General features: G+C 36.2%; 17 protein-coding genes. 9 read left to right on the top strand and 8 right to left on the bottom strand.

The window, feature by feature from the left end; translation table 11 throughout:
• Positions 1 to 123: 123 nt before the first annotated feature.
• The 6 genes from yidC to guaA form a co-directional block, all read right to left on the bottom strand.
• Positions 124 to 2,028: a membrane protein insertase YidC gene (yidC, locus tag EKM02_RS13765; RefSeq protein ID WP_126456091.1), complete on the bottom strand. Its 1,905-nt coding sequence runs from the start codon at positions 2,026 to 2,028 to the stop codon at positions 124 to 126.
• Between the two features lie 54 nt (positions 2,029 to 2,082).
• Entirely contained in the window at positions 2,083 to 3,696 is a 1,614-nt protein-coding gene (locus EKM02_RS13760) for a CTP synthase (RefSeq protein WP_126456090.1), read from the bottom strand.
• A gap of 72 nt (positions 3,697 to 3,768) precedes the next feature.
• A complete protein-coding gene (locus EKM02_RS13755; RefSeq protein WP_066082415.1) occupies positions 3,769 to 4,002 on the bottom strand; it encodes a DUF3820 family protein in 234 nt (77 codons plus the stop codon).
• An 83-nt stretch (positions 4,003 to 4,085) separates the two neighbouring features.
• A complete protein-coding gene (locus EKM02_RS13750; protein WP_126456088.1) occupies positions 4,086 to 4,487 on the bottom strand; it encodes an OsmC family protein in 402 nt (133 codons plus the stop codon).
• Positions 4,487 to 6,439, bottom strand: a complete 1,953-nt coding sequence (locus tag EKM02_RS13745) for a LysM peptidoglycan-binding domain-containing protein (RefSeq protein WP_126456086.1) — start codon at positions 6,437 to 6,439, stop codon at positions 4,487 to 4,489. The genes EKM02_RS13750 and EKM02_RS13745 overlap by 1 nt, the downstream gene beginning before the upstream one ends.
• Positions 6,440 to 6,569: 130 nt before the next feature.
• Positions 6,570 to 8,099, bottom strand: a complete 1,530-nt coding sequence (gene guaA / locus EKM02_RS13740) for a glutamine-hydrolyzing GMP synthase (RefSeq protein ID WP_126456084.1) — start codon at positions 8,097 to 8,099, stop codon at positions 6,570 to 6,572.
• A gap of 198 nt (positions 8,100 to 8,297) precedes the next feature.
• Here guaA and EKM02_RS13735 point away from each other — a divergent pair, with 198 nt between their 5' ends.
• Positions 8,298 to 8,825, top strand: a complete 528-nt coding sequence (locus EKM02_RS13735; protein ID WP_126456082.1) for a hypothetical protein — start codon at positions 8,298 to 8,300, stop codon at positions 8,823 to 8,825.
• Positions 8,826 to 8,957: 132 nt separating this feature from the next.
• On the opposite strand, the gene EKM02_RS13730 is transcribed toward EKM02_RS13735, so the two are convergent.
• Positions 8,958 to 9,626, bottom strand: a complete 669-nt coding sequence (locus tag EKM02_RS13730) for a hypothetical protein (RefSeq protein WP_126456080.1) — start codon at positions 9,624 to 9,626, stop codon at positions 8,958 to 8,960.
• A 283-nt stretch (positions 9,627 to 9,909) separates the two neighbouring features.
• Between EKM02_RS13730 and EKM02_RS13725 the strand changes: the two genes are divergently transcribed.
• The 6 genes from EKM02_RS13725 to EKM02_RS13700 all read left to right on the top strand — a co-directional run bounded on the left by EKM02_RS13725 (position 9,910) and on the right by EKM02_RS13700 (position 15,796).
• Positions 9,910 to 10,320, top strand: a complete 411-nt coding sequence (locus EKM02_RS13725) for a RidA family protein (RefSeq protein WP_126456079.1) — start codon at positions 9,910 to 9,912, stop codon at positions 10,318 to 10,320.
• Between the two features lie 35 nt (positions 10,321 to 10,355).
• Complete coding sequence (locus tag EKM02_RS13720) at positions 10,356 to 11,612, top strand: voltage-gated chloride channel family protein (RefSeq protein WP_126456077.1); 1,257 nt, start codon at positions 10,356 to 10,358, stop codon at positions 11,610 to 11,612.
• 69 nt (positions 11,613 to 11,681) lie between these two features.
• A complete protein-coding gene (locus EKM02_RS13715) occupies positions 11,682 to 12,686 on the top strand; it encodes a DHH family phosphoesterase (protein WP_126456075.1) in 1,005 nt (334 codons plus the stop codon).
• A 3-nt stretch (positions 12,687 to 12,689) separates the two neighbouring features.
• The gene (gene gldI, locus EKM02_RS13710; protein ID WP_126456073.1) at positions 12,690 to 13,349 is read left to right on the top strand and encodes a gliding motility-associated peptidyl-prolyl isomerase GldI; all 660 of its coding nucleotides are present in this window, start codon (positions 12,690 to 12,692) and stop codon (positions 13,347 to 13,349) included.
• Positions 13,350 to 13,363: 14 nt separating this feature from the next.
• Positions 13,364 to 14,488 carry a peptidylprolyl isomerase gene (locus tag EKM02_RS13705; RefSeq protein WP_126456071.1) on the top strand — a complete coding sequence of 375 codons (1,125 nt, stop codon included), beginning with the start codon at positions 13,364 to 13,366 and terminating at the stop codon, positions 14,486 to 14,488.
• Between the two features lie 33 nt (positions 14,489 to 14,521).
• Positions 14,522 to 15,796 (top strand): peptidylprolyl isomerase, encoded by a 1,275-nt coding sequence (locus tag EKM02_RS13700; protein WP_126456069.1) that lies wholly within the window; start codon positions 14,522 to 14,524, stop codon positions 15,794 to 15,796.
• A 199-nt stretch (positions 15,797 to 15,995) separates the two neighbouring features.
• On the opposite strand, the gene EKM02_RS13695 is transcribed toward EKM02_RS13700, so the two are convergent.
• The gene (locus EKM02_RS13695; protein ID WP_126456067.1) at positions 15,996 to 16,436 is read right to left on the bottom strand and encodes a hypothetical protein; all 441 of its coding nucleotides are present in this window, start codon (positions 16,434 to 16,436) and stop codon (positions 15,996 to 15,998) included.
• Positions 16,437 to 17,054: 618 nt separating this feature from the next.
• Between EKM02_RS13695 and EKM02_RS13690 the strand changes: the two genes are divergently transcribed.
• On the top strand, positions 17,055 to 18,098 hold the full coding sequence (locus tag EKM02_RS13690) for a tyrosine-type recombinase/integrase (protein WP_126456065.1): 1,044 nt from the start codon (positions 17,055 to 17,057) through the stop codon (positions 18,096 to 18,098).
• Between the two features lie 174 nt (positions 18,099 to 18,272).
• Complete coding sequence (locus EKM02_RS13685; RefSeq protein WP_126456063.1) at positions 18,273 to 19,385, top strand: pyridoxal phosphate-dependent aminotransferase; 1,113 nt, start codon at positions 18,273 to 18,275, stop codon at positions 19,383 to 19,385.
• Positions 19,386 to 19,472: the final 87 nt, after the last annotated feature.

The raw sequence follows: 19,472 nt of genomic DNA, 5'->3' as shown, positions 1-19,472 counted from the left end.
CCGCTTCACATAGCGTGTTTCTTCATGTTTTTCCATTAGGATACTTTTTGTGTATCGCTATTTCAGGACGGGACAATTAATCTAATAAAAAAGCTCTCAATATTTGAGAGCTTTTTTTATGCATTATTTTTTCTTTTGTTGTGCTTTTTGAGCTTCGGCTTGTTCCATCACTTCTTGCAGTTTTTTCTGGAATTTACCTTGCTTTTTGGGCTCTTTCAATTTATTCTCTTGAATTTGAGTATGAATCTTATCACTATCGATAAAGTATCGTTTGATGACAATCATAATTCCAATGGTAATCAAATTCGAAATAAAGTTATACAAACTCAATCCCGCACCATAACTATTAAAGAAAAACAACATCATGATTGGCGACACGTATATCATAATTTTCATCATTTTTGCCATATCCGGCATTCCTTCTTGTTGTGGAGCAGCCATTTGCTGGTCTCCAGAAGTCATTTTCATGTAAAAGAAAATAGCAATCGAAGCCAGAATAGGAAACAAACTGATGTGATTTCCGTAAAACGGAATATAGAAAGGCAAACGGATTACTTCATCAAAAGACGATAAATCATCCGCCCAAAGGAAACTTTTTTGTCTTAACTCAAATGCCGATGGGAAAAACTGAAACGAAGCATACATAAATGGCAGTTGAATCAATGCTGGAATACAACCTGCCATAGGATTTACTCCCGCTTTGTTATACAACTTCATTGTTTCCTGTTGTTTCTTCATGGGGTCTTTTTTGAATTTTTCACTCAATTCTGTTATTTCAGGACGCAACACTTTCATCTTAGCCTGTGACAAGAACGATTTAAAAGTAATAGGCGACATTGCTATTTTTATCAGAATTGTAAAAATAATTATCGCAATTCCATAAGAAATATAAGAACTTAAAAAGGCAAATAATGGAATAAAGATAAACTTATTTATCCACCCAAAAATTCCCCAACCCAGTGAAATAATTTTTTCCAGATTTTGATCGTATGAGTGTAATGTCTTATAATCTGTTGGACCAAAATACCAACTCATTTTGTGATCTAATTCGCCATTAGTAAATGCTAATGGAATGTTAGCATTAAATTGTTTTGTAAAAGTAGTATCCACTTTGTCATCCAGCACTAAATTAGTTGATTTTAATTTAGCCGTTTCGAAAGGGGTTTGCGTTAAAAGAATCGTAGAGAAAAAATGCTGTTTGAAAGCTACAAAAGTGGCTTTATCTAAGTCAGATTCTTCCATCTGACCCAATCCTGCGTAATCTATTTTTCCGTCTTCATGTTCAAAATAGATTTCAGTATACCGGTTTTCATACGAAACACTTTTCTCGTTTCGGTAGGTTTTTAAATCCCACTCTAAATCTACTGGTTTGGCGGTATTCAATACTTTATTCAACCCTTGGGAACGAATGTCAAAACCAATCATATATTCGTTTGGTTTCAACACGTATTTGTATTCCAAGAATTCATTAGCTCCCGCTTTCAATTTCATAGACAATATTTGATCTGCTCCAACTTTTGTCAAGGTCGGTTCAAAATACAAGTCTTTTGAATTTAAAGTACGGTTATCACTAGTCAGCAATTGTACATTTAAATTGGCATTATTGTCTTTGATCAATTGCACTAATTGTCCTGAACCTTTCTTGAATTTTTCAAATTTTTTCAAAGTAGCTTCCACAATATAGCCTCCCTTATTGGCTATTTTTAATGTAACCAAATCATTTTCAATAGTTGTAAAGCCTGCTTTTGCTGAAGGTAATGTTGCAGAATAGGCAAAATTCCCTAAGGATTTTTGCAACTGCACCAGTTGAGTTGAATCTCCGGTTGCAGCAACCGCAATTGTCGCTTTTGCAACCGTTTTAGCTTCTAACTCTTTTGCTTTAGCTTCCTGAATCACCAACTCTTTTTGTGCTTTTTCAGCGGCAATTACTTTCTCATCAGGTTGATTTTGGTACATGATAAAAATCAAAATACCAAAAATTAATACAAAACCTATGATCGAATTGAGGTCAAATTTTTTTTGTTCCATTATAATTAAAAAAAGTTATAAATTTTAGGTTTACTGAAACCCAATCGTTTTCAGTTATTTTTTCTTTGCCTGAACGGCTGCTGCCACAAAATTCACAAAAATAGGATGCGGATTTGCAACCGTACTCTTGTATTCCGGATGGTATTGCACGCCAATAAAAAACGGATGATCTTCTATTTCTATAATTTCTACCAATCCCGTATCAGGGTTTACGCCTGAAGCCATCAATCCGGCATTTTCTAATGGAGTAACGTATTTACTGTTGTACTCATAGCGGTGACGGTGGCGTTCTGAAATGGTTTCTTTTCCATAAATTTTATAGGCTAATGTATCTTTTTTGATGTCGCATTTCCATGCACCAAGACGCATTGTTCCGCCCTTATCCGTGATAGTTTTTTGCTCTTCCATGAGGTTTACTACCGGATAAGCGGTGTGTTCATTCATTTCAGTTGAATTAGCATCTTTATAACCCAACATATTTCTTGAATATTCTATAATGGCCATTTGCATCCCCAAACAAATTCCGAAGAACGGCACTTTATTCTCACGGGCATATTGCACGGCAGCAATTTTCCCTTCTATTCCTCTTTCACCAAAACCTGGAGCAACCAGAATTCCGTCTAAACCTGAGAATTTTTCCTGTATATTATTTGCATCAATGTGTTCTGAATGAATTGAAATCACATTTACTTTTGTTTCATTAGCTGCACCGGCATGGATAAATGCTTCCAAAATAGATTTGTAACAATCCTGCATTTCTACATATTTTCCTATCAAACCTATATTCACGGTATGCTTTGGATTTTTCAATCGGCGTAAAAAAGTATTCCAGTTTTTTAAATCCGGAGCCGCTTTTTTAGGTAAATCTAGTTTTTTTAACGCCACAACATCAAGTCCTTCTTCCAACATTAAATTAGGCACTTCATAAATCGTGGAAGCATCAATAGACTGAATAACAGCTTCTCTTTTTACATTACAAAACAAAGCCAGTTTATTGCGTAATTCTTCAGAAATTTCGTGTTCCGTTCTGCACACTAAAATATCTGCTTTTATTCCGCTTTCCATCAAGGTTTTTACGGAATGTTGGGTTGGTTTTGTTTTCAACTCTCCCGCGGCAGCTAAATAAGGAACCAGAGTAAGGTGAATTACAATCCCATTATGCTCTCCTAATTCCCAAACTAATTGACGAACAGATTCTATGTAAGGTAAGGATTCAATGTCTCCTACTGTACCCCCAATTTCAGTGATGACAATATCATAATCGCCGGAATTTCCAAGCAACTGCATTCTTTCCTTGATTTCATTGGTGATATGAGGAACTACTTGTACTGTTTTTCCTAAAAACTCTCCTCTTCTTTCCTTTTCAATAACCGAAAGATAAATTCTTCCTGTAGTCACATTATTCGCCTGAGAAGTAGGAACATTCAAAAAACGCTCGTAATGCCCTAAATCCAAATCCGTTTCGGCACCATCATCAGTCACATAACATTCTCCATGTTCATAAGGATTTAATGTCCCTGGATCTACATTAATGTATGGGTCAAACTTTTGGATGGTTGTACGGTATCCTCTAGCTTGTAACAATTTTGCCAAAGATGCTGCAATGATTCCTTTCCCTAAAGAAGAAGTCACACCGCCAGTAACAAAAATATATTTCGTTTGATTCATTCTGTTGTTATTTGTATTGTAGTTGTGTAAAAAACGTGGCAAAAGTACAATTATAAATTGTCAAATTGAAAATTAAATCGGTTTTGGGTACCGTTTTTTTATATTTCGAATTAACTCTTCCAGACCATTGAGTTTCAATTCATAAATTAATTTCAGTTGTTCTCCTAGTTCCCCTTTAGGAAACCCTTTATTGCTATACCACACAATATAGTATTCCGGGATATCGATAAGAAACCAGCCTTCGTATTTACCAAAAGGCATTTTAGTATGGGCTAGCTTGATGAGTTGTTTTTGGTTTTGATCCATTTTATAATAAAAAAGAAGCAAGAGACAGGAAAACAAGAAGAAATAATCATTTTTGTTTCCTGTCTCTTGCTTCCTAAGACTATTTAATTCCAGTTAAAAATAATTCGTTTCTCGATTTCGGGATGCAGACTCAGGAATACAGGACAGGTCATTGCTGCTCTTTCCAGTATTCTTTTATTCTTTACATCAGCAGTTCCGTACATCTCAAAATTAATCGCTATCACATCAATACGTCTGGGTTCCATTTTCATTATTTTGACCACCTCAGCGGTAGATCCTTTTAAATCCACTTCGAGATCTCGTGCTTTTATTCCCATAATGGTCATCATACAAGTTGCCAGAGCATTGGCAACCGCATCCGTTGGAGAAAAAGCTTCTCCTTTCCCATTATTATCTAAAGGAGCATCCGAAAAAATTTCAGTCCCGGATTGCAAATGAATAGAAGAGGTTCTTAAATCCCCTAAATACGTTACTATTGATGTCATTATTTTGCTTCTTTTATGGTTAAATCGGTATCATAATATAAAATATAAATTCCTTTATTGGTATATCCACCATCTTCTTTTTTATAGAATTCAAACTTATTATCTATTTGTTCCGTTGCCGTAAAGTCTACTGTTTCCTGATATTTCTTATCTTGTGACAAACGCATCATCGTGTCAAAAGTAACATCAAAACCACGAATTGCATAAGCACTTGGAGTAATTTTATTCCTGTTTTTAAACTCTTTCTCAAAAATTAATGCTTCAGGAGTTTCATTTTCACGAGCAACTGACGGATACATTAATTTCAATTTTGTCAAATTCACAAAATTAATTTCGTCCGTATCTAATGTTTCATTTGGTTCCAGAATTACTAACTGCACTTGATACGCAGACATAGCACTCAACATAGTGGCCATAGTTGCCTTGATCATACTCGTGTTTTCGGTTTCCATCACCACGTAATTCATTTTGCCTTTTACAAATAAACGCTGTAGATTTTCTGGAGACACACTGCCATTTGGATTAAGAGTTGCAAATTTAACGTCTTTATGATTTTCTTTTATAAACTGAATTACAGATTCTTTTTTCCTATCGACTACTGCTATAATAACGCCTCCTCTGGCTCGCATATAATTGAACATCGCATTTTTAACCTCAGTGGTCGTTGGAATGGTTTGATATAAATTACTAAGGGAGTTACCAACATCTTTTGATAAAGGGGAGATTACCGGAACCTGGCGTTTATGAAGTAATTCAGCCGTTATCTCGACGTTACTTTGATAAAATGGTCCAATTATAGCATCTGAATCTTCCAAATTATTTCGCTTAATTAATGCTACTATATTAGAATAATCCTTAGTTTCCTGGGAATCATAGATACTCACATCAAGAAAAAGACCCAATTGTTTGGCAGAATCTATGGCCATTAATGCACCTGCATAAAAATCTAAAGTCATATTCAAAAACTTGTCGTTTTTTAAGCGGGTGATGATTGAATTTGCAGTATCCACCTCCATTTTTGCAATATTAAAGGGCAAAAGAAGCACTAGTTTTTTCCTGTTCGCGCTATTATTTGACAATACGGTATATTCTTTTTTAATTTCTTGCAAAACAGGAGTCGCTGACGGGACTTTCAAAATCATACCTTCTGTCACGCCCTGAGATAAAGCGGGGTTTAAAGCAATTAATTCCTCCTGACTCAAATTAAACATTCGGGACAAACTATACAGTGTTTCTTTCGGTTTTATAACATAGGAACGGTAACTAAAGAGTACTTTGGCTGGTTGTGCATTATTTTCTCCCATTTCTTCTTTGGACGCAAACGCTGCTTCCGTTTTATCTGCTTTTGGCCCCAAAGTTTCGGGATTCCCTTTGATACGCAATTTATATCCAATGGGTAAACCGGAAACTATTTCAGGATTTTTCTGCTCTAATTCTGCAATGGTAATTCCATAGTATTTCGCGATTGAGTATTTAGTCTCTTTTGGAAGCACATCGTGATACACTACTTTATCCTGATTTGATACTGTTTTTTTTAACCCATTTTTAGATGGAATAATAAGCGTCTGCCCTATTTGGAGGCCCTCGTTTTCAAGAAAAGGGTTCGCTTCTTTTAAAGCTTCATCCGTTACCTCATATTTTTTTTCGATACCATAGAGCGTTTCTTTTGGTGTCACTTCGTGAATTATAGCCTTCGCACCTGGTATAGTCGCAGTCAACGGTTTTTGGCTGCCCCCTTTTTTAGGAATCAGCAAAATACTGTTTGGTTTCAATGCGCTTTGAGCATCCGGATTTAGTTGATATATATCAAATGGAGTGACCTTGTATTTTTGAGCAATTTCGTTAATTGTTTCCCCTTTCGCCACTTTGTGCGTTGTATTTTTTTCCTGTGCAAAAACACTATCATGATTGAACAACAACAGCACCATACAAATTACAAAAAAATATTTCATCGTTTTCATTTATAAATTATTCAAATTAGTAATACAAGAACGGTACCAAATTTTATTCTAAAAAATTTGATACCGTTTATATGGGAACATTAAAAAAAGCTGTTCTTAGAAAGGACTAAATAGTAAAGTATTATTCCCATTCAATAGTTGCCGGCGGTTTTGAACTGATATCATACACCACTCTATTAACCCCTTTTACTTTGTTGATTATGTCATTCGAGACTTTCATCAGGAAATCATAGGGAAGATGTACCCAATCTGCTGTCATACCATCTGTAGATTCTACAGCACGTAATGCAATTACTTTCTCATAGGTACGCTCATCTCCCATTACTCCTACGCTATTAACGGGAAGTAAAATGGCTCCGGCTTGCCATACTTTATCGTACAGTCCCCAAGATTTTAATCCGTCAATAAAAACAGCATCAACGTCCTGTAAAATCTGTACTTTTTCCGGGGTAATGTCTCCTAAAATTCTGATGGACAGTCCTGGTCCTGGAAAAGGATGTCTGCCTAATAATTCAGGGTCTATTCCTAAAGAAGCCCCTACTCTGCGTACCTCATCTTTAAAAAGCATGCGCAATGGCTCTACTATTTTTAGTTTCATGTAATCCGGCAAACCGCCAACATTATGGTGTGATTTTATGGTTGCCGATGGTCCTTTTACAGAAACGGATTCAATAACATCCGGGTAAATAGTACCTTGTGCCAACCATTTTACATCTTGTATAAGGTGCGATTCATCATCAAAAACTTCGATAAAGACACGTCCTATAATTTTACGTTTGGTCTCCGGGTCGCTGACACCTGCTAATTCAGATAAAAAACGATCACCGGCATCGACTCCTTTTACGTTCAAACCCATTCCTTTGTACTGATCCAGTACATTCTGGAACTCATTTTTACGAAGCAAACCATTATTCACAAAAATACAATACAGGTTTTTACCAATCGCTTGATGTAATAAAACTGCTGCCACGGTAGAATCTACTCCTCCAGAAAGTCCGAGAACCACTTTATCGTCTTGTAGTTTTTCTTTTAATTCAGCTACCATTTCTTCAACAAAAGCATTTGGCGTAAAATTTTGAGGCACTTCCGCAATTTTCACCAAAAAGTTCTCCAACATTTTAGATCCGTCGGTTGAGTGAAAAACTTCCGGATGGTACTGAATGGCGTACGTGGTTTCACCCTCTATTTTGTAAGCTGCAAATTCCACATCGTGGGTACTAGCAAGTTTTACTCCATTAGTGGGCAATGCTTTGATGCTATCGCTATGGCTCATCCAAACTTGGCTGTTTTCAGAAACACCCTCGAAGAACACTTCATTCTCTTTTATAAAAGATAAATTAGCTCTACCATATTCTCTTGTATTTGAAGCTGCCACTTCACCTCCACTAAAATGAGATAAATATTGGGCTCCGTAACAAACGGCTAATAAAGGTAATTTCCCTCTAATTTGAGATAAATCCGGATGTGGCGCATCTTCTCCTCGAACAGAAAAAGGGCTACCACCAAGGATTACGGCTTTGTAAGAAGATAAATCACTCGGAAAATGATTGTATGGGAAGATTTCGCAGAATATATTTAATTCGCGAACTCTACGAGCAATAAGTTGTGTGTATTGCGATCCGAAATCTAAAATAAGTACGTTGTGTTGCATGTGCAAAAATACTTTTTATATTTTGAATTGAAAAATCGAATTTTAAAATATTTATTTTATTTTGGATCACCAAAATAATTTCTCCTATTTTTTAAAAGAGAATTAGCCTGTGAGACCATTTTGGACTTAACCTGAAATTAAGTTTAGAAGATAAAAGAGTACATTTGCGGTCCTAATAATCTCCTTAAAACAGAAAAAATGAAAGCAAAAAATTTTATAGTCGTTGCCTTTTTTGGCTTTATTATCATTTCATGTAATGTAATTGATGATTTATTGACCTTTTCGATAGATAATCAAACGACCGTTACCATTCCATCTGGATTTCCAGTGAACACCGCTTTAGAATTAGTTACTCCAGATGTTCCGTCTAATTCTAGTACCGCATTTGAAAATAACAATACAAATGCCGAATTAGTCAAAGATGTAAAATTGAAAGAGATGAAATTGACGGTAACAAATCCTGCTAAAAAATCATTTTCATTTTTAAAATCGATACATATTTATATTTCAACAAATGACAGCGACGAGATTGAACTGGCTTTTTTAGACGATATAAACGCAACATCAAACACGTTGAGTTTAACCTGTACCACAGCAAAATTAGACAAATACGTTAAAGCTTCCAGTTTTAAACTTCGAACAAAAGCGATAACCAAAGAGGCGATTACTCAAGATATTTCCATAAAATCGGACATGAAATTTCAAGTTACTGCAGATCCTTTTTAAAAAAAGCTATCAAACTAGTGGCTGACGAAATCCAAAGTGATTGTACCCTGAACTTTCAAATAAGACAAAAAAAGACCTTTGGAATCTCATTTCAAAGGTCTTTTTGTTTTTACAATACAGGATTTATGTCAACTATTCTTTGACCAAAATAATGGTTGCTTTAAAACCTGTTCCCAGATTCCATTGACTTCCTGATATCAAACCTCCTTTATCATTATACACTTTGAATTCAGCAGTATTGGGCCCTGAAGATCCCTGGTTCAACGCTTCAAATTCAATCTTGTTAAATCCTTTTTCTAAGACGATTTCAAATCCTTGAAAATTACTTTCAAGATTCACTTGGTACTGGATCACTTTATCGTTCAGATACACTCTGATCTGATCTCCATCAACGTAGGCCGCATCGCGATACAGTACTTTTGCTGTTACAGATCCCGTGGTAAAATTGCCTAAATCTTGGTTTTTTCGATACACCAAACCTTCTGTTTTTTCTTCTTTTTTATTCCATTTGTCTCTATACACATCTCCCGGATTAATAAACTCATTTTTAGGAATCATCGAAAAATTATTTGCCGGCGCTACAGGAGCTGAAGCACTTGGTTTTGGGTTTAATAACTCCGGATTTTTAAACACATTAGGTGTCTTGACTGGTGGAACACTCGCTTTCGGCGGAATTGGTTTTTTAATTTTTGGTGCTGTATTTTTAGGGGGAATGGCTTTAAATTTTGAGCTAAACTCGTTTTGGGCATATCCGCTTAGAGACATGCTGATGGTAATCATTAAAAATAAAATCCTTTTCATAACTTTCAAAATTAGGTTTCTTGTACCTGTAAAAATTTAAAAATAAAAAACCTATTGTACTTAATCAAGAACGAAGCACTAATTTAACTTTCATTTATAACTTATAATTTCCGATTTTATTATATTTTGGATACCCAAACACCATAAAAAACCGGTACATAAAAGGAACATTTTAATTACAAAACGGGTGATTTTATTTCGCTTTTTTTTATAACTTGCAAATAGTATGCCATACCAAAGCATCGCCTTCTATAACACTAAACAACCTTTAAACACTACTACAATGAAAAGAGAAAACATACTGACAGGTTCGCCATGGGAAGACAAAATGGGATATTGCCGCGCCGTACGCATTGGCAACTCTATTGAGGTTTCCGGAACTGTCGCACTGGTTGACGGCAAAAAAGTAAAAGCTAATGACGCCTATGCGCAAACGCTTAATATTTTAGAACGTGTCGAAAAAGTTCTTGAAGACTTGGATGCAAGTATGAAAGATGTTATCAGAACCCGAATTTTCACTACTGACATTACTACTTTTGAATACGTTGCTAAGGCTCATGCTCAATTTTTTAAAGATATAAAACCTGCCACTGGTTTTTATGAAATCAGCAAATTAGTCGGTCCTGAATATCTAGTTGAAATAGAATTTACAGCAATAGCCCCTGAAAAATCATTAATTCAAGACGGATTATAATACTTTTGCACAAACACTTTGCCCCCTTTCCACTAATGAGTTTAGAAAAAACTAAAAAAATTACGACACTCCTGCTCAAATGGATTTTCATTTGCATTTTAATAGGTATTTTTTCCGGATCGGCATCTGCTTTTTTTCTGGTAGCATTAGAGTGGGTAACCCAAACCCGAGAAAATAACAATTGGATTATTTGGCTTTTGCCAATAGGCGGCTTGGCAATAGGTTTGGGATATTACTATTGGGGGGAATCAGTCGTCAAGGGGAATAATTTATTGTTAAAAGAATATGAAAATCCGCAGCAAATTATTCCATTAAAAATGGCGCCTTTGGTACTTTTTGGCACCTTGATCACCCATCTTTTTGGCGGTTCAGCCGGTCGTGAAGGAACAGCAGTACAAATGGGAGGTGCTATTGCGGATCAGTTTACAAAACTATTTCAACTCGATAATTCCGAAAGAAAAACAATACTCATTCTGGGAATCAGCGCAGGATTTGCTTCCATTTTTGGCACCCCTTTAGCCGGAGCCTTATTTGCTTTGGAAGTTGTTTTTTTTAGTAAAATCAATTTAAAAAGCATCCTATTATCGTTTTTTGTTGCTTTCATCGCTTATTTCACCGTGGAACTTTGGCAGGTACAACACACGCATTATGCTATTCCTTTTGTCCCTTCAATTACTTTCATTACCTTATCTTGGGTAGTTCTCGTGAGTATTTTGTTTGGCTTGGTCGCCATGCTTTTCTCCAGAAGCACGCACTTTTGGGGTCGGTTATTTTCTAAAACCATATCGTCTCCGCCGCTTCGCCCTTTTGTGGGAGGATGTTTCATTGCATTAGCCGTCTATTGTATTGGAACTACAAAATACATTGGACTTGGAGTTCCTATGATTGTTGAGGCATTTTCGAGTCCAAATGCTTCTTATGATTTCCTACTAAAAATACTCTTTACGGGATTTACGCTGGGAGCAGGATTTAAAGGGGGCGAGGTAACCCCGCTATTTTTTGTTGGCGCTACTTTAGGAAGTGCCTTATCGCTGGTTGTGCCATTGCCAATTGCCCTTTTGGCAGGCATGGGGTTTGTGGCTGTTTTTTCCGGAGCCACCCATACACCTATTGCTTGCACGGTCATGGGAATGGAAATTTTTGGTGTTGAAAGCGGTATTTTTATTGGTCTAGCGTGCTGCATCGCTTACTTTACATCCGGTTCCGTGGGGATTTACAACGCCCAAATTGTAAAAGGAGCAAAATACCATTTGTACCAAAAATTAAAAAGAAGAAACACCGACTTTTTATAACCCTCTAAAAGTTTGTTAATTGTATAATTCATTTCAACATTACAGTAAAAAAATGTAATTTCGCAATCTATGAAAATACAAGACATTCAAGCGATACAGTTGTTATTAGCAACTCCTAAAAAGATTGCCATAATCCCACACCGAGGCCCTGATGGCGATGCCATGGGTTCTACCCTGGCTTTATATCATTTTTTATTAAAAAATAAACACCATCCCGTTGTTGTTTCTCCCAATGAATTTCCAGATTTTCTGGCTTGGATGCCGGGCTCTGAGACGATTAAAATATTTGAAAAAGACAAACAAAATTGTACAAAAATCCTTGAAGAAGCCGATCTGATTTTTACCTTAGATTTTAATGCCTTGCACCGCACCGGCGATATGGAGCAGGTTTTATGCCAGCTAAAGGTGCCCTTCATCATGATTGACCACCATCAAAAACCGGATGATTATGCCGCGATCACCTACTCTGATACGGCCTTTGGATCAACTTGTGAAATGGTGTACAACTTCATTTTATTCCTTGGAAAAAAACAAGATATCGACAAGACTATCGGAACCTGCATTTATACTGGAATCCTAACCGATTCCGGTTCTTTTCGTTTTCCAAAAACAACTGGAACAACCCATAGGATTGTGGCTGAATTAATCGATTTAGGCGTTGAGAACACAGAAATCCCAAACTTATTATTTGACAACAGCTCCTTTGGGCGTTTGCAAATACTAGGAAGAGCGCTCCAAAACATGAAAGTACTTCCGGAACATAAAACAGCCTACACGACTCTTAGCCAGGACGAATTAAATTCGTTTGATTATGTAAAAGGCGATACAGAAGGTATTGTAAACTACGGATTAAACATCAAGGGAATCGTGTTCACAGCTATCTTTATAGAAAATAGAGAAGAAAAAATCATCAAAATTTCATTCCGTTCCCAAGGCGATTTTGATGTGAATCAATTTGCAAGAGACCATTTTAATGGTGGCGGACATCGCAATGCAGCCGGAGGAAAATCAGAAACATCAATGACAGAAACTATCAAAAAATTCGAAGATTTAGTAACAACGCTAAAAGTATAATCCATGTTAAAATTCAGTACGCCTATTGCACTGGTCTTTTTTGCGATTCTGGTTATGTCAAGCTGCAAGCAGCATCAGGAGGCGCGCAGACCCCTTTCGCAAGCTTCGGGAAGTTTTATGAAAAAATCAATTCAACGCAACAAAAAACTGGTGGCCACCGAAGAAGACAAAATTAAGGCTTTAATCAAAAGCGACCCAAACATAAAATACCTTGCCTCAAAAAAAGGATATTGGTACACCTATCAAACCCGAAATGAAACGGATACGCTTACGCCAAAAAAAGGAGATGTAGCCTTTTTTGATTACGAAATAAAAGATTTAAAGGGAGCCATCATTTATTCTGAAATAGAACTAAGACCCCAAATTTATTATGTTGACAAACAAAACATCATGATGGGATTGCGAGACGGCATCAAACTAATGCGTAAAAACGAGAAAGTTACCTTTCTTTTTCCATCAAATATGGGGTACGGTTACCATGGTGATGATAAAAAAATTGGCACCAACGAGCCCTTAATCTGCACGGTTACGCTGCGTGACTTTAAATCGGAGGCAACTTATAAAAAAGAGAACGAAGTACCAGTAAAAACAGTTATACCCGCAGCTCCGAGCAAACAACAAGTCCCGGTCGCAAGTACCCCTAAAGACACTATAAACCAATAAAAATAAAGTTAGAAATGAAAAAAAAGATCTTATTCGCATTCCTGGTAATTGCCTCGTTTTACTCCTGTAAAGAAGAACACAGTGATCTCCCTGATGGTTTATACGCTAAAATTGAAACCAGTAAAGGCGACATCATAGTACAATTAAATTTTGAAAAAGTCCCCATTACAGTAGCCAATTATGTTGCATTAGCCGAAGGGAAAAATGATTACGTAACTAATGACAATCTTAAAAACAAACCTTTTTTTGACGGATTAAAATTTCACAGAGTCATTAAAGACTTCATGATACAAACAGGAGATCCGCTAGGAACGGGTTCTGGTGATACCGGCTACAAGTTCAAAGATGAATTTACTGATTTGCAATTTGATAAAGGAGGCGTTCTGGCTATGGCCAATAATGGTCCGGCTACTAACAGCAGTCAGTTTTTTATCACGCATCTTGCTACACCTTGGCTAGACGGAAAGCACACTATTTTTGGTCATGTAGTCGAAAAAGGGATGGATGTCGTAAACAAAATAGAACAAAACGATTTTATCAAATCCGTAACCATTATTAGAAATGGGGAAGCGGCAAAAAAGTTTAATGCCGTAAAAGTATTCAGTGATTATTTTGCAATAGAGTCTGAGAATCAAAAGGAAAAAGCAGCTGTAGATACTGAAAACAAGCGAGTTTACAACGAGAAATACAAAGAAGTCCGCGAACAAAAAGTAGCTTATTTTGCCGAATTGAAAGCCAAAGCAACAAAAACCAAAACAGGACTGCAATACGTGATCACCAAAAAAAGCGGAGGTAAAAAACCTGCTAATGGCACTAGCATCTTCATTCATTACGCCGGTTTTCTTGAAAATGCTGAATTATTTGATGCTAGTATCGAAAGTATTGCCCAAACTTTTGGAAAATACGATGAAAACAGAGCCACTCAAAACGGCTACCAACCCATCCCTTTCCAAGCTGGTAAAAAAGATGGCATGATTCCTGGTTTCATTGAAGGCATCGAAAAATTATCGTTTGGAGACAAAGCCGTGATTTTTATTCCATCCCAATTGGGATATGGAGCAGCTGGAGCCGGAGGTGTGATTCCGCCTAATGCCAACATCATTTTTGAAATTGAATTATTAGAAAAAATGCCTCAATAATAGTAAGAAAATAAGTCTTTAAATTAGTACACTATGAAATTTAAAATTCTGGTTTTATTGTTTCTGGGAATGGTCAATGTACATTCCCAAACGGTCAAGAAATCTATTCCTGCCAAAAAACCGGTGACAACAGCAAAAGCAATTGTAAAAAAACCGGTTAAACCTGCGGTAAAAGCTCCGGTAGTTATCGAGGGAATTTTTGCAACAATTGCTACCAACAAAGGAGACATTGTAGTGGAATTAGCCTACCAAAAAGCTCCGGTTACCGTTGCGAACTTCATTTCACTGGCCGAAGGTAAAAACACTTTTGTCACTGATGACAAACTAAAAGGAAAACCGTTCTTTGACGCTCTGAAATTTCACCGTGTCATACAAGATTTTATGATACAGACTGGAGATCCTTCCGGCAATGGTTCCGGTGGCCCAGGTTATAGTTTCAAAGATGAATTTACGGACTTGAAACACAGCAAAGCCGGTATTCTTTCTATGGCTAATTCTGGACCTGCAACTAATGGAAGTCAGTTTTTTATCACCCATAAAGCAACGCCATGGTTAGATGGTAAGCACTCCGTTTTTGGTCATGTAACCCAAGGAATGGCTATTGTAAACGCTATTGCGCAAAGCGATGTAATTACAAAGATTACTATTGTGAGAAAAGGCGCTTTGGCCAAAAAATTTGATGCCCCAAAAGTGTTCACGGATTATTTCAACAATAAATCTGAAGACCAGAAGAAACAAGACTTGGCGAATGCAGAAAACAAAGCCAAACAAGCTGTTTTTGAAGCGGAAAACAAAGTAAAAAGAGAAGCGCTGGAAGCGCAAGCAAAACGAGTATACATGGAAAAATATGGTGCTGTAGTAACCGCAAAAAAAGCCTATCTAGCCACTACTAAAGCAACAGCAACCATCACACCTTCCGGATTAGCGTACAAGATAACAGAGAAAGGAACCGGAGTAAAACCTGCTAACGGAGCAACATTTTATTTTCATTACGCGGGCTATTTTGAGGACGGAACCCTATTTGACAGCAGCTATGAAGAAGTCAATCAAGTCTACGGGAAATTTGATGCCAATCGTGCTGCACAAAACGGCTACCGAGCCTTCCCGTTTGAAGCAGGAAAAAAAGACGGCATGATACCCGGATTTATCGAAGGACTAGACAATATGGCTTTTGGCGACAAAGCAGTCGTATTTATCCCATCAAATCTGGCGTATGGCGAGCGCGGTGCCGGAGGCGTTATTCCGCCTAATACAATGCTTGTGTTCGAATTAGAAATGCTGGAAAAACAGCCAACTCCAAAACAATAAAATAAAATATTTGACAATTATAAAACCCGACAATTGTCATCAAAGGAAAACTGTCGGGTTTATTATTTAATCCATTTAGATAAATCTTATTCAGCACGCGGATTTAAACTGGTTTACACTGATTAAAAAATACTTAAAATTCGTTTTTCTTCTGTCGCAACCTTGTCATCTGTGTGCTATCAGACGTAAACCAACACTATTATTTCTTTGTAAATTTCCAGTCAAATTCATCTTTCTGATTGATAATTGCACCAATTTCAAATTTTACCACTTCATCAAATTCTGTTTGAAAAATAATCCAGTTTTCCTCATTGAAATAATTTTCGAACGTATCAAACTCTTCCTGAGTAAATTTAGTGATTCCTTTGGTAACCAAATCTTTTTTGACGGCACTGATTTTTCTGTTGATCAATTTGTATCCAAATAATTCCAACTCCGGACTTGATGCGACAATGTACCCCAATTTTAACTCTTCTTCCTTATAGAATGTTAAGCGCATTTTGAGTTTGTTGTAAGCAAAAATTATATTATCATCCTCATCCTTATAATTGCGGTCTGGTTTCCCGTAAAGCGCCGTAACATCATTTTGTTTCATCCCGAAAAGAAGCTTATCGATGCCGTGTTTTGGATTTATTTTCATATGTAGTCTGTTTTTTTTTAGTGAATAGAAAAATCAATGTGTATTGCAACAGCTCCTTTTCCAATCCTGATTATGGACAGCAAAGTTCGCAAAGTTTTTACAATGTTTGCCCTTTTTATCATTAAAAACTGAAGACTTTTTAGTAATCTAGCCGAGTATAAAAAAACCAGCTGCCAAACTACAGAGTAGGATCGATTTTCGGGGCGGCAAAGTGCTCAATTTTTTTTAATCCCCATCGTTAAAACTACAATTTAAGGTTTTGTTTTAATCCAGCGCTGGATTTCTTTCCTGAGATTTCACCCATTTACACCGATTAATTCATCAGGCATCTTTAAAAATCTTTTATCAGCCTTCGCTGTGGCAGCACTTTTTTTAATACTTGTATCTATATCCTTTTCTTGCTGCTTAATCCATTAATGCTGGACTAAAAATGTAATAGATTTGACGGGCAGTATTAAAGTCTGTACGGATACCATTTTAAATGATAATCCTATATTGTTTTTAGAATCCAAAAGTAAAATACATTGAAGCACATTGTTTTAACTAGCACCTGAACCAATGCGCTATTTTGGAAAGATGACAATAAATGGCTACTTTAGTACCACCAAAAGAAATAGTATGAGCTGGAACGCCAAAGTTATTACACATAAAAAAGAAAAAAGAATCGCGGTCTATTTCGAAAAAAATCAAGAATTAATTACTCGAATAAAAACAGTAGCCGGTTCCAGATGGAGCCAATCTTTAGTCGCTTGGCACATTCCAGATACGGAAGAAAATAGAATTCGGTTTAAAATCCCAGCACTTACCTACTCCTTTCCGTCACCTGAAGGCATTGCTCAAATCGAGAAACTCAAGCAATGGATGCGTTCCAAGCGGTATAGCCAAAGTACGGTTGTTACCTATAGTGAAGCTTTGAAATCCTTCTTGGTTTTTTATAACCAAAAACCTATTACTGAAATTACCAATGAAGATGTAATTGTGTACAATAATGAATACATTTTGAAAAATAATCTTTCGGCTTCGTATCAAAACCAAATTACAAACGCCCTTAAGCTATATTTTAAAACTATACAAAACACCAAAATCGAAATTGACAAAATTCACCGACCAAAACGGGCTAAGGTTTTGCCAAATGTATTGAGCAAAGAAGAGATAAAATTGATTTTGAATGCACACAGCAACATTAAGCACAAAATGATGTTGAGTCTGATTTATAGTTGTGGGTTACGCTGTGGTGAATTATTAGCACTTCGACCCGTTCATATCGATGCTAACCGAAACATAGTTTTGCTAAAAAACGCCAAAGGTCAAAAAGACAGGATTGTGCCATTAAGTCTAAAAATATTAGAAATGCTTCGTGAGTATTATAAAGTTTATAGACCTATATCTTATTTATTTGAAGGACAAATCAAAGGACAACCCTACGATGATAGAAGTTTGCAACAGGTGTTGAAACAAGCTCTTCAAAAAGCTGGGATCACAAAACCAGCCACCTTACATTGGCTCAGACACAGCTACGCAACGCACTTATTAGAAAGTGGCACTGATTTGCGCTACATTCAAGAATTATTGGGACACAGCAGCAGCAAAACCACCGAAATTTATACTCACGTAAGTACGAAAAGTTTGCAACAAATAAAAAGCCCATTTGATGATTTGTAAGAAATTAATTTATTATATTTGAGCCGTAATGCGCTGCTCAATAGCGACAATCTACCCAAAACAGAGTGTATAGTCGCTACTTTATAGCGAGTATATACAAGTTGGTGGCAATTTTAACACTCCGCGGTTGTAACAAACTATTTTTTTTAAAGACCAATTAAAGAAAAAGAAAATATGGAAACGAACAGAAGACTTTGGCTGAAAAAAATTGGAATTGGAGTAGCTGGTATTGGATTTACAAACTTCAATTCATTTGCTTCTCCGCTTGTATCAGAAAATTTAATTAATAGTTTTGAGAATGATGCTAACTTAATTTTTTTACGCTCAAATGAAAACCCATATGGGCCATCTCCATTAGCAAGGAAAGCATTTGCTGATAATGTGAATATTAGCAACAGGTACAACTGGGATATAGAAGCACAAATAATTTCTGCTATTGCGTTGAAAAATAGTGTTAAAGACGAAAACATATTATTGGGTGCTGGTTCAACTGAAATTTTAGATTTAGTCGCAAAATTTGTATCGTTAGACAAAGGAAATTATGTAATCGCTGACCCAAGCTATGAATATTGGACAGTTACATTAGATAATTTTAGTTTAACCAAAAATAAAGTACCACTTACAGCCGACAAGAAAATTAATTTAAAAGCTATGTTGGAAGCTGTAAACCAAAATACAAAACTTGTTTATATCTGTAATCCAAATAACCCAACAGGAACAATTTGTGAAAGAGAAGCATTGGTAGAATTTGTAACCAAGATTTCACAAAATACAATTGTGTTAATTGATGAGGCATATTTAGAATTTACTAAACAACAATCTCTTAGTAATATCATAAATGACCACAAAAATATTATTATCGCCAAAACATTTTCTAAAATATATGGTTTGGCTGGAGCACGCATTGGATATGCAATTGCTAGCAAAACAATAATTGATAATTTGGCAAATTTGCAATCCAATACAAATAACAGCGTTAGTGTACTGTCAAAACTTGCTGCTATAGCTTCTTTGAAAGACGACAAATTCATTTCAAGTTGCTACTCGCTAAATGAAAATGCAAGACAATATACAATCAGTGAACTCCAAAAATTAAATTGTGAGTGCATTTCATCTAATACAAATTTTATCTATTTTTCACTTGCAAAATACAACAAGGATTATTTCAAGCAATTAGAAGATAATAATATTGAAGGGGGAAGAATATATGAAGAGCAAGGTAAATGGACAAGGATTACAGTGGGTAAAATGGACGAAATGAAAAAATTTATTAAAGCAATACAATAAAAAACTGCCACCAACAGCTAGGGATTCGTTGCGTGCGTAGCACGAACAATGAAACCCGGGTTGAACGGAACCGATTGTACGTCCGTT

This window comes from Flavobacterium sp. RSP49 (assembly GCF_003968735.1).
Taxonomy (GTDB): Bacteria; Bacteroidota; Bacteroidia; order Flavobacteriales; family Flavobacteriaceae; genus Flavobacterium.
The sequence above is the reverse complement of the archived record's forward strand: the minus strand, read 5'-3'. Positions and strand labels throughout refer to the sequence as shown.

Excerpts from the sequence above, each read along its gene's own strand:
- EKM02_RS13755 (WP_066082415.1), bottom strand. The coding sequence starts at position 4,002 with ATGGATCAAAACCAAAAACAACTCATCAAGCTAGCCCATACTAAAATG.
- EKM02_RS13690 (WP_126456065.1), top strand. The coding sequence starts at position 17,055 with ATGAGCTGGAACGCCAAAGTTATTACACATAAAAAAGAAAAAAGAATC.
- gldI (WP_126456073.1), top strand. The coding sequence starts at position 12,690 with ATGTTAAAATTCAGTACGCCTATTGCACTGGTCTTTTTTGCGATTCTG.
- EKM02_RS13685 (WP_126456063.1), top strand. The coding sequence starts at position 18,273 with ATGGAAACGAACAGAAGACTTTGGCTGAAAAAAATTGGAATTGGAGTA.
- EKM02_RS13715 (WP_126456075.1), top strand. The coding sequence starts at position 11,682 with ATGAAAATACAAGACATTCAAGCGATACAGTTGTTATTAGCAACTCCT.
- EKM02_RS13735 (WP_126456082.1), top strand. The coding sequence starts at position 8,298 with ATGAAAGCAAAAAATTTTATAGTCGTTGCCTTTTTTGGCTTTATTATC.
- EKM02_RS13750 (WP_126456088.1), bottom strand. The coding sequence starts at position 4,487 with ATGACATCAATAGTAACGTATTTAGGGGATTTAAGAACCTCTTCTATT.
- EKM02_RS13720 (WP_126456077.1), top strand. The coding sequence starts at position 10,356 with ATGAGTTTAGAAAAAACTAAAAAAATTACGACACTCCTGCTCAAATGG.
- EKM02_RS13760 (WP_126456090.1), bottom strand. The coding sequence starts at position 3,696 with ATGAATCAAACGAAATATATTTTTGTTACTGGCGGTGTGACTTCTTCT.
- EKM02_RS13725 (WP_126456079.1), top strand. The coding sequence starts at position 9,910 with ATGAAAAGAGAAAACATACTGACAGGTTCGCCATGGGAAGACAAAATG.
- EKM02_RS13695 (WP_126456067.1), bottom strand. The coding sequence starts at position 16,436 with ATGAAAATAAATCCAAAACACGGCATCGATAAGCTTCTTTTCGGGATG.
- EKM02_RS13745 (WP_126456086.1), bottom strand. The coding sequence starts at position 6,439 with ATGAAATATTTTTTTGTAATTTGTATGGTGCTGTTGTTGTTCAATCAT.
- EKM02_RS13700 (WP_126456069.1), top strand. The coding sequence starts at position 14,522 with ATGAAATTTAAAATTCTGGTTTTATTGTTTCTGGGAATGGTCAATGTA.
- EKM02_RS13730 (WP_126456080.1), bottom strand. The coding sequence starts at position 9,626 with ATGAAAAGGATTTTATTTTTAATGATTACCATCAGCATGTCTCTAAGC.
- EKM02_RS13705 (WP_126456071.1), top strand. The coding sequence starts at position 13,364 with ATGAAAAAAAAGATCTTATTCGCATTCCTGGTAATTGCCTCGTTTTAC.
- yidC (WP_126456091.1), bottom strand. The coding sequence starts at position 2,028 with ATGGAACAAAAAAAATTTGACCTCAATTCGATCATAGGTTTTGTATTA.
- guaA (WP_126456084.1), bottom strand. The coding sequence starts at position 8,099 with ATGCAACACAACGTACTTATTTTAGATTTCGGATCGCAATACACACAA.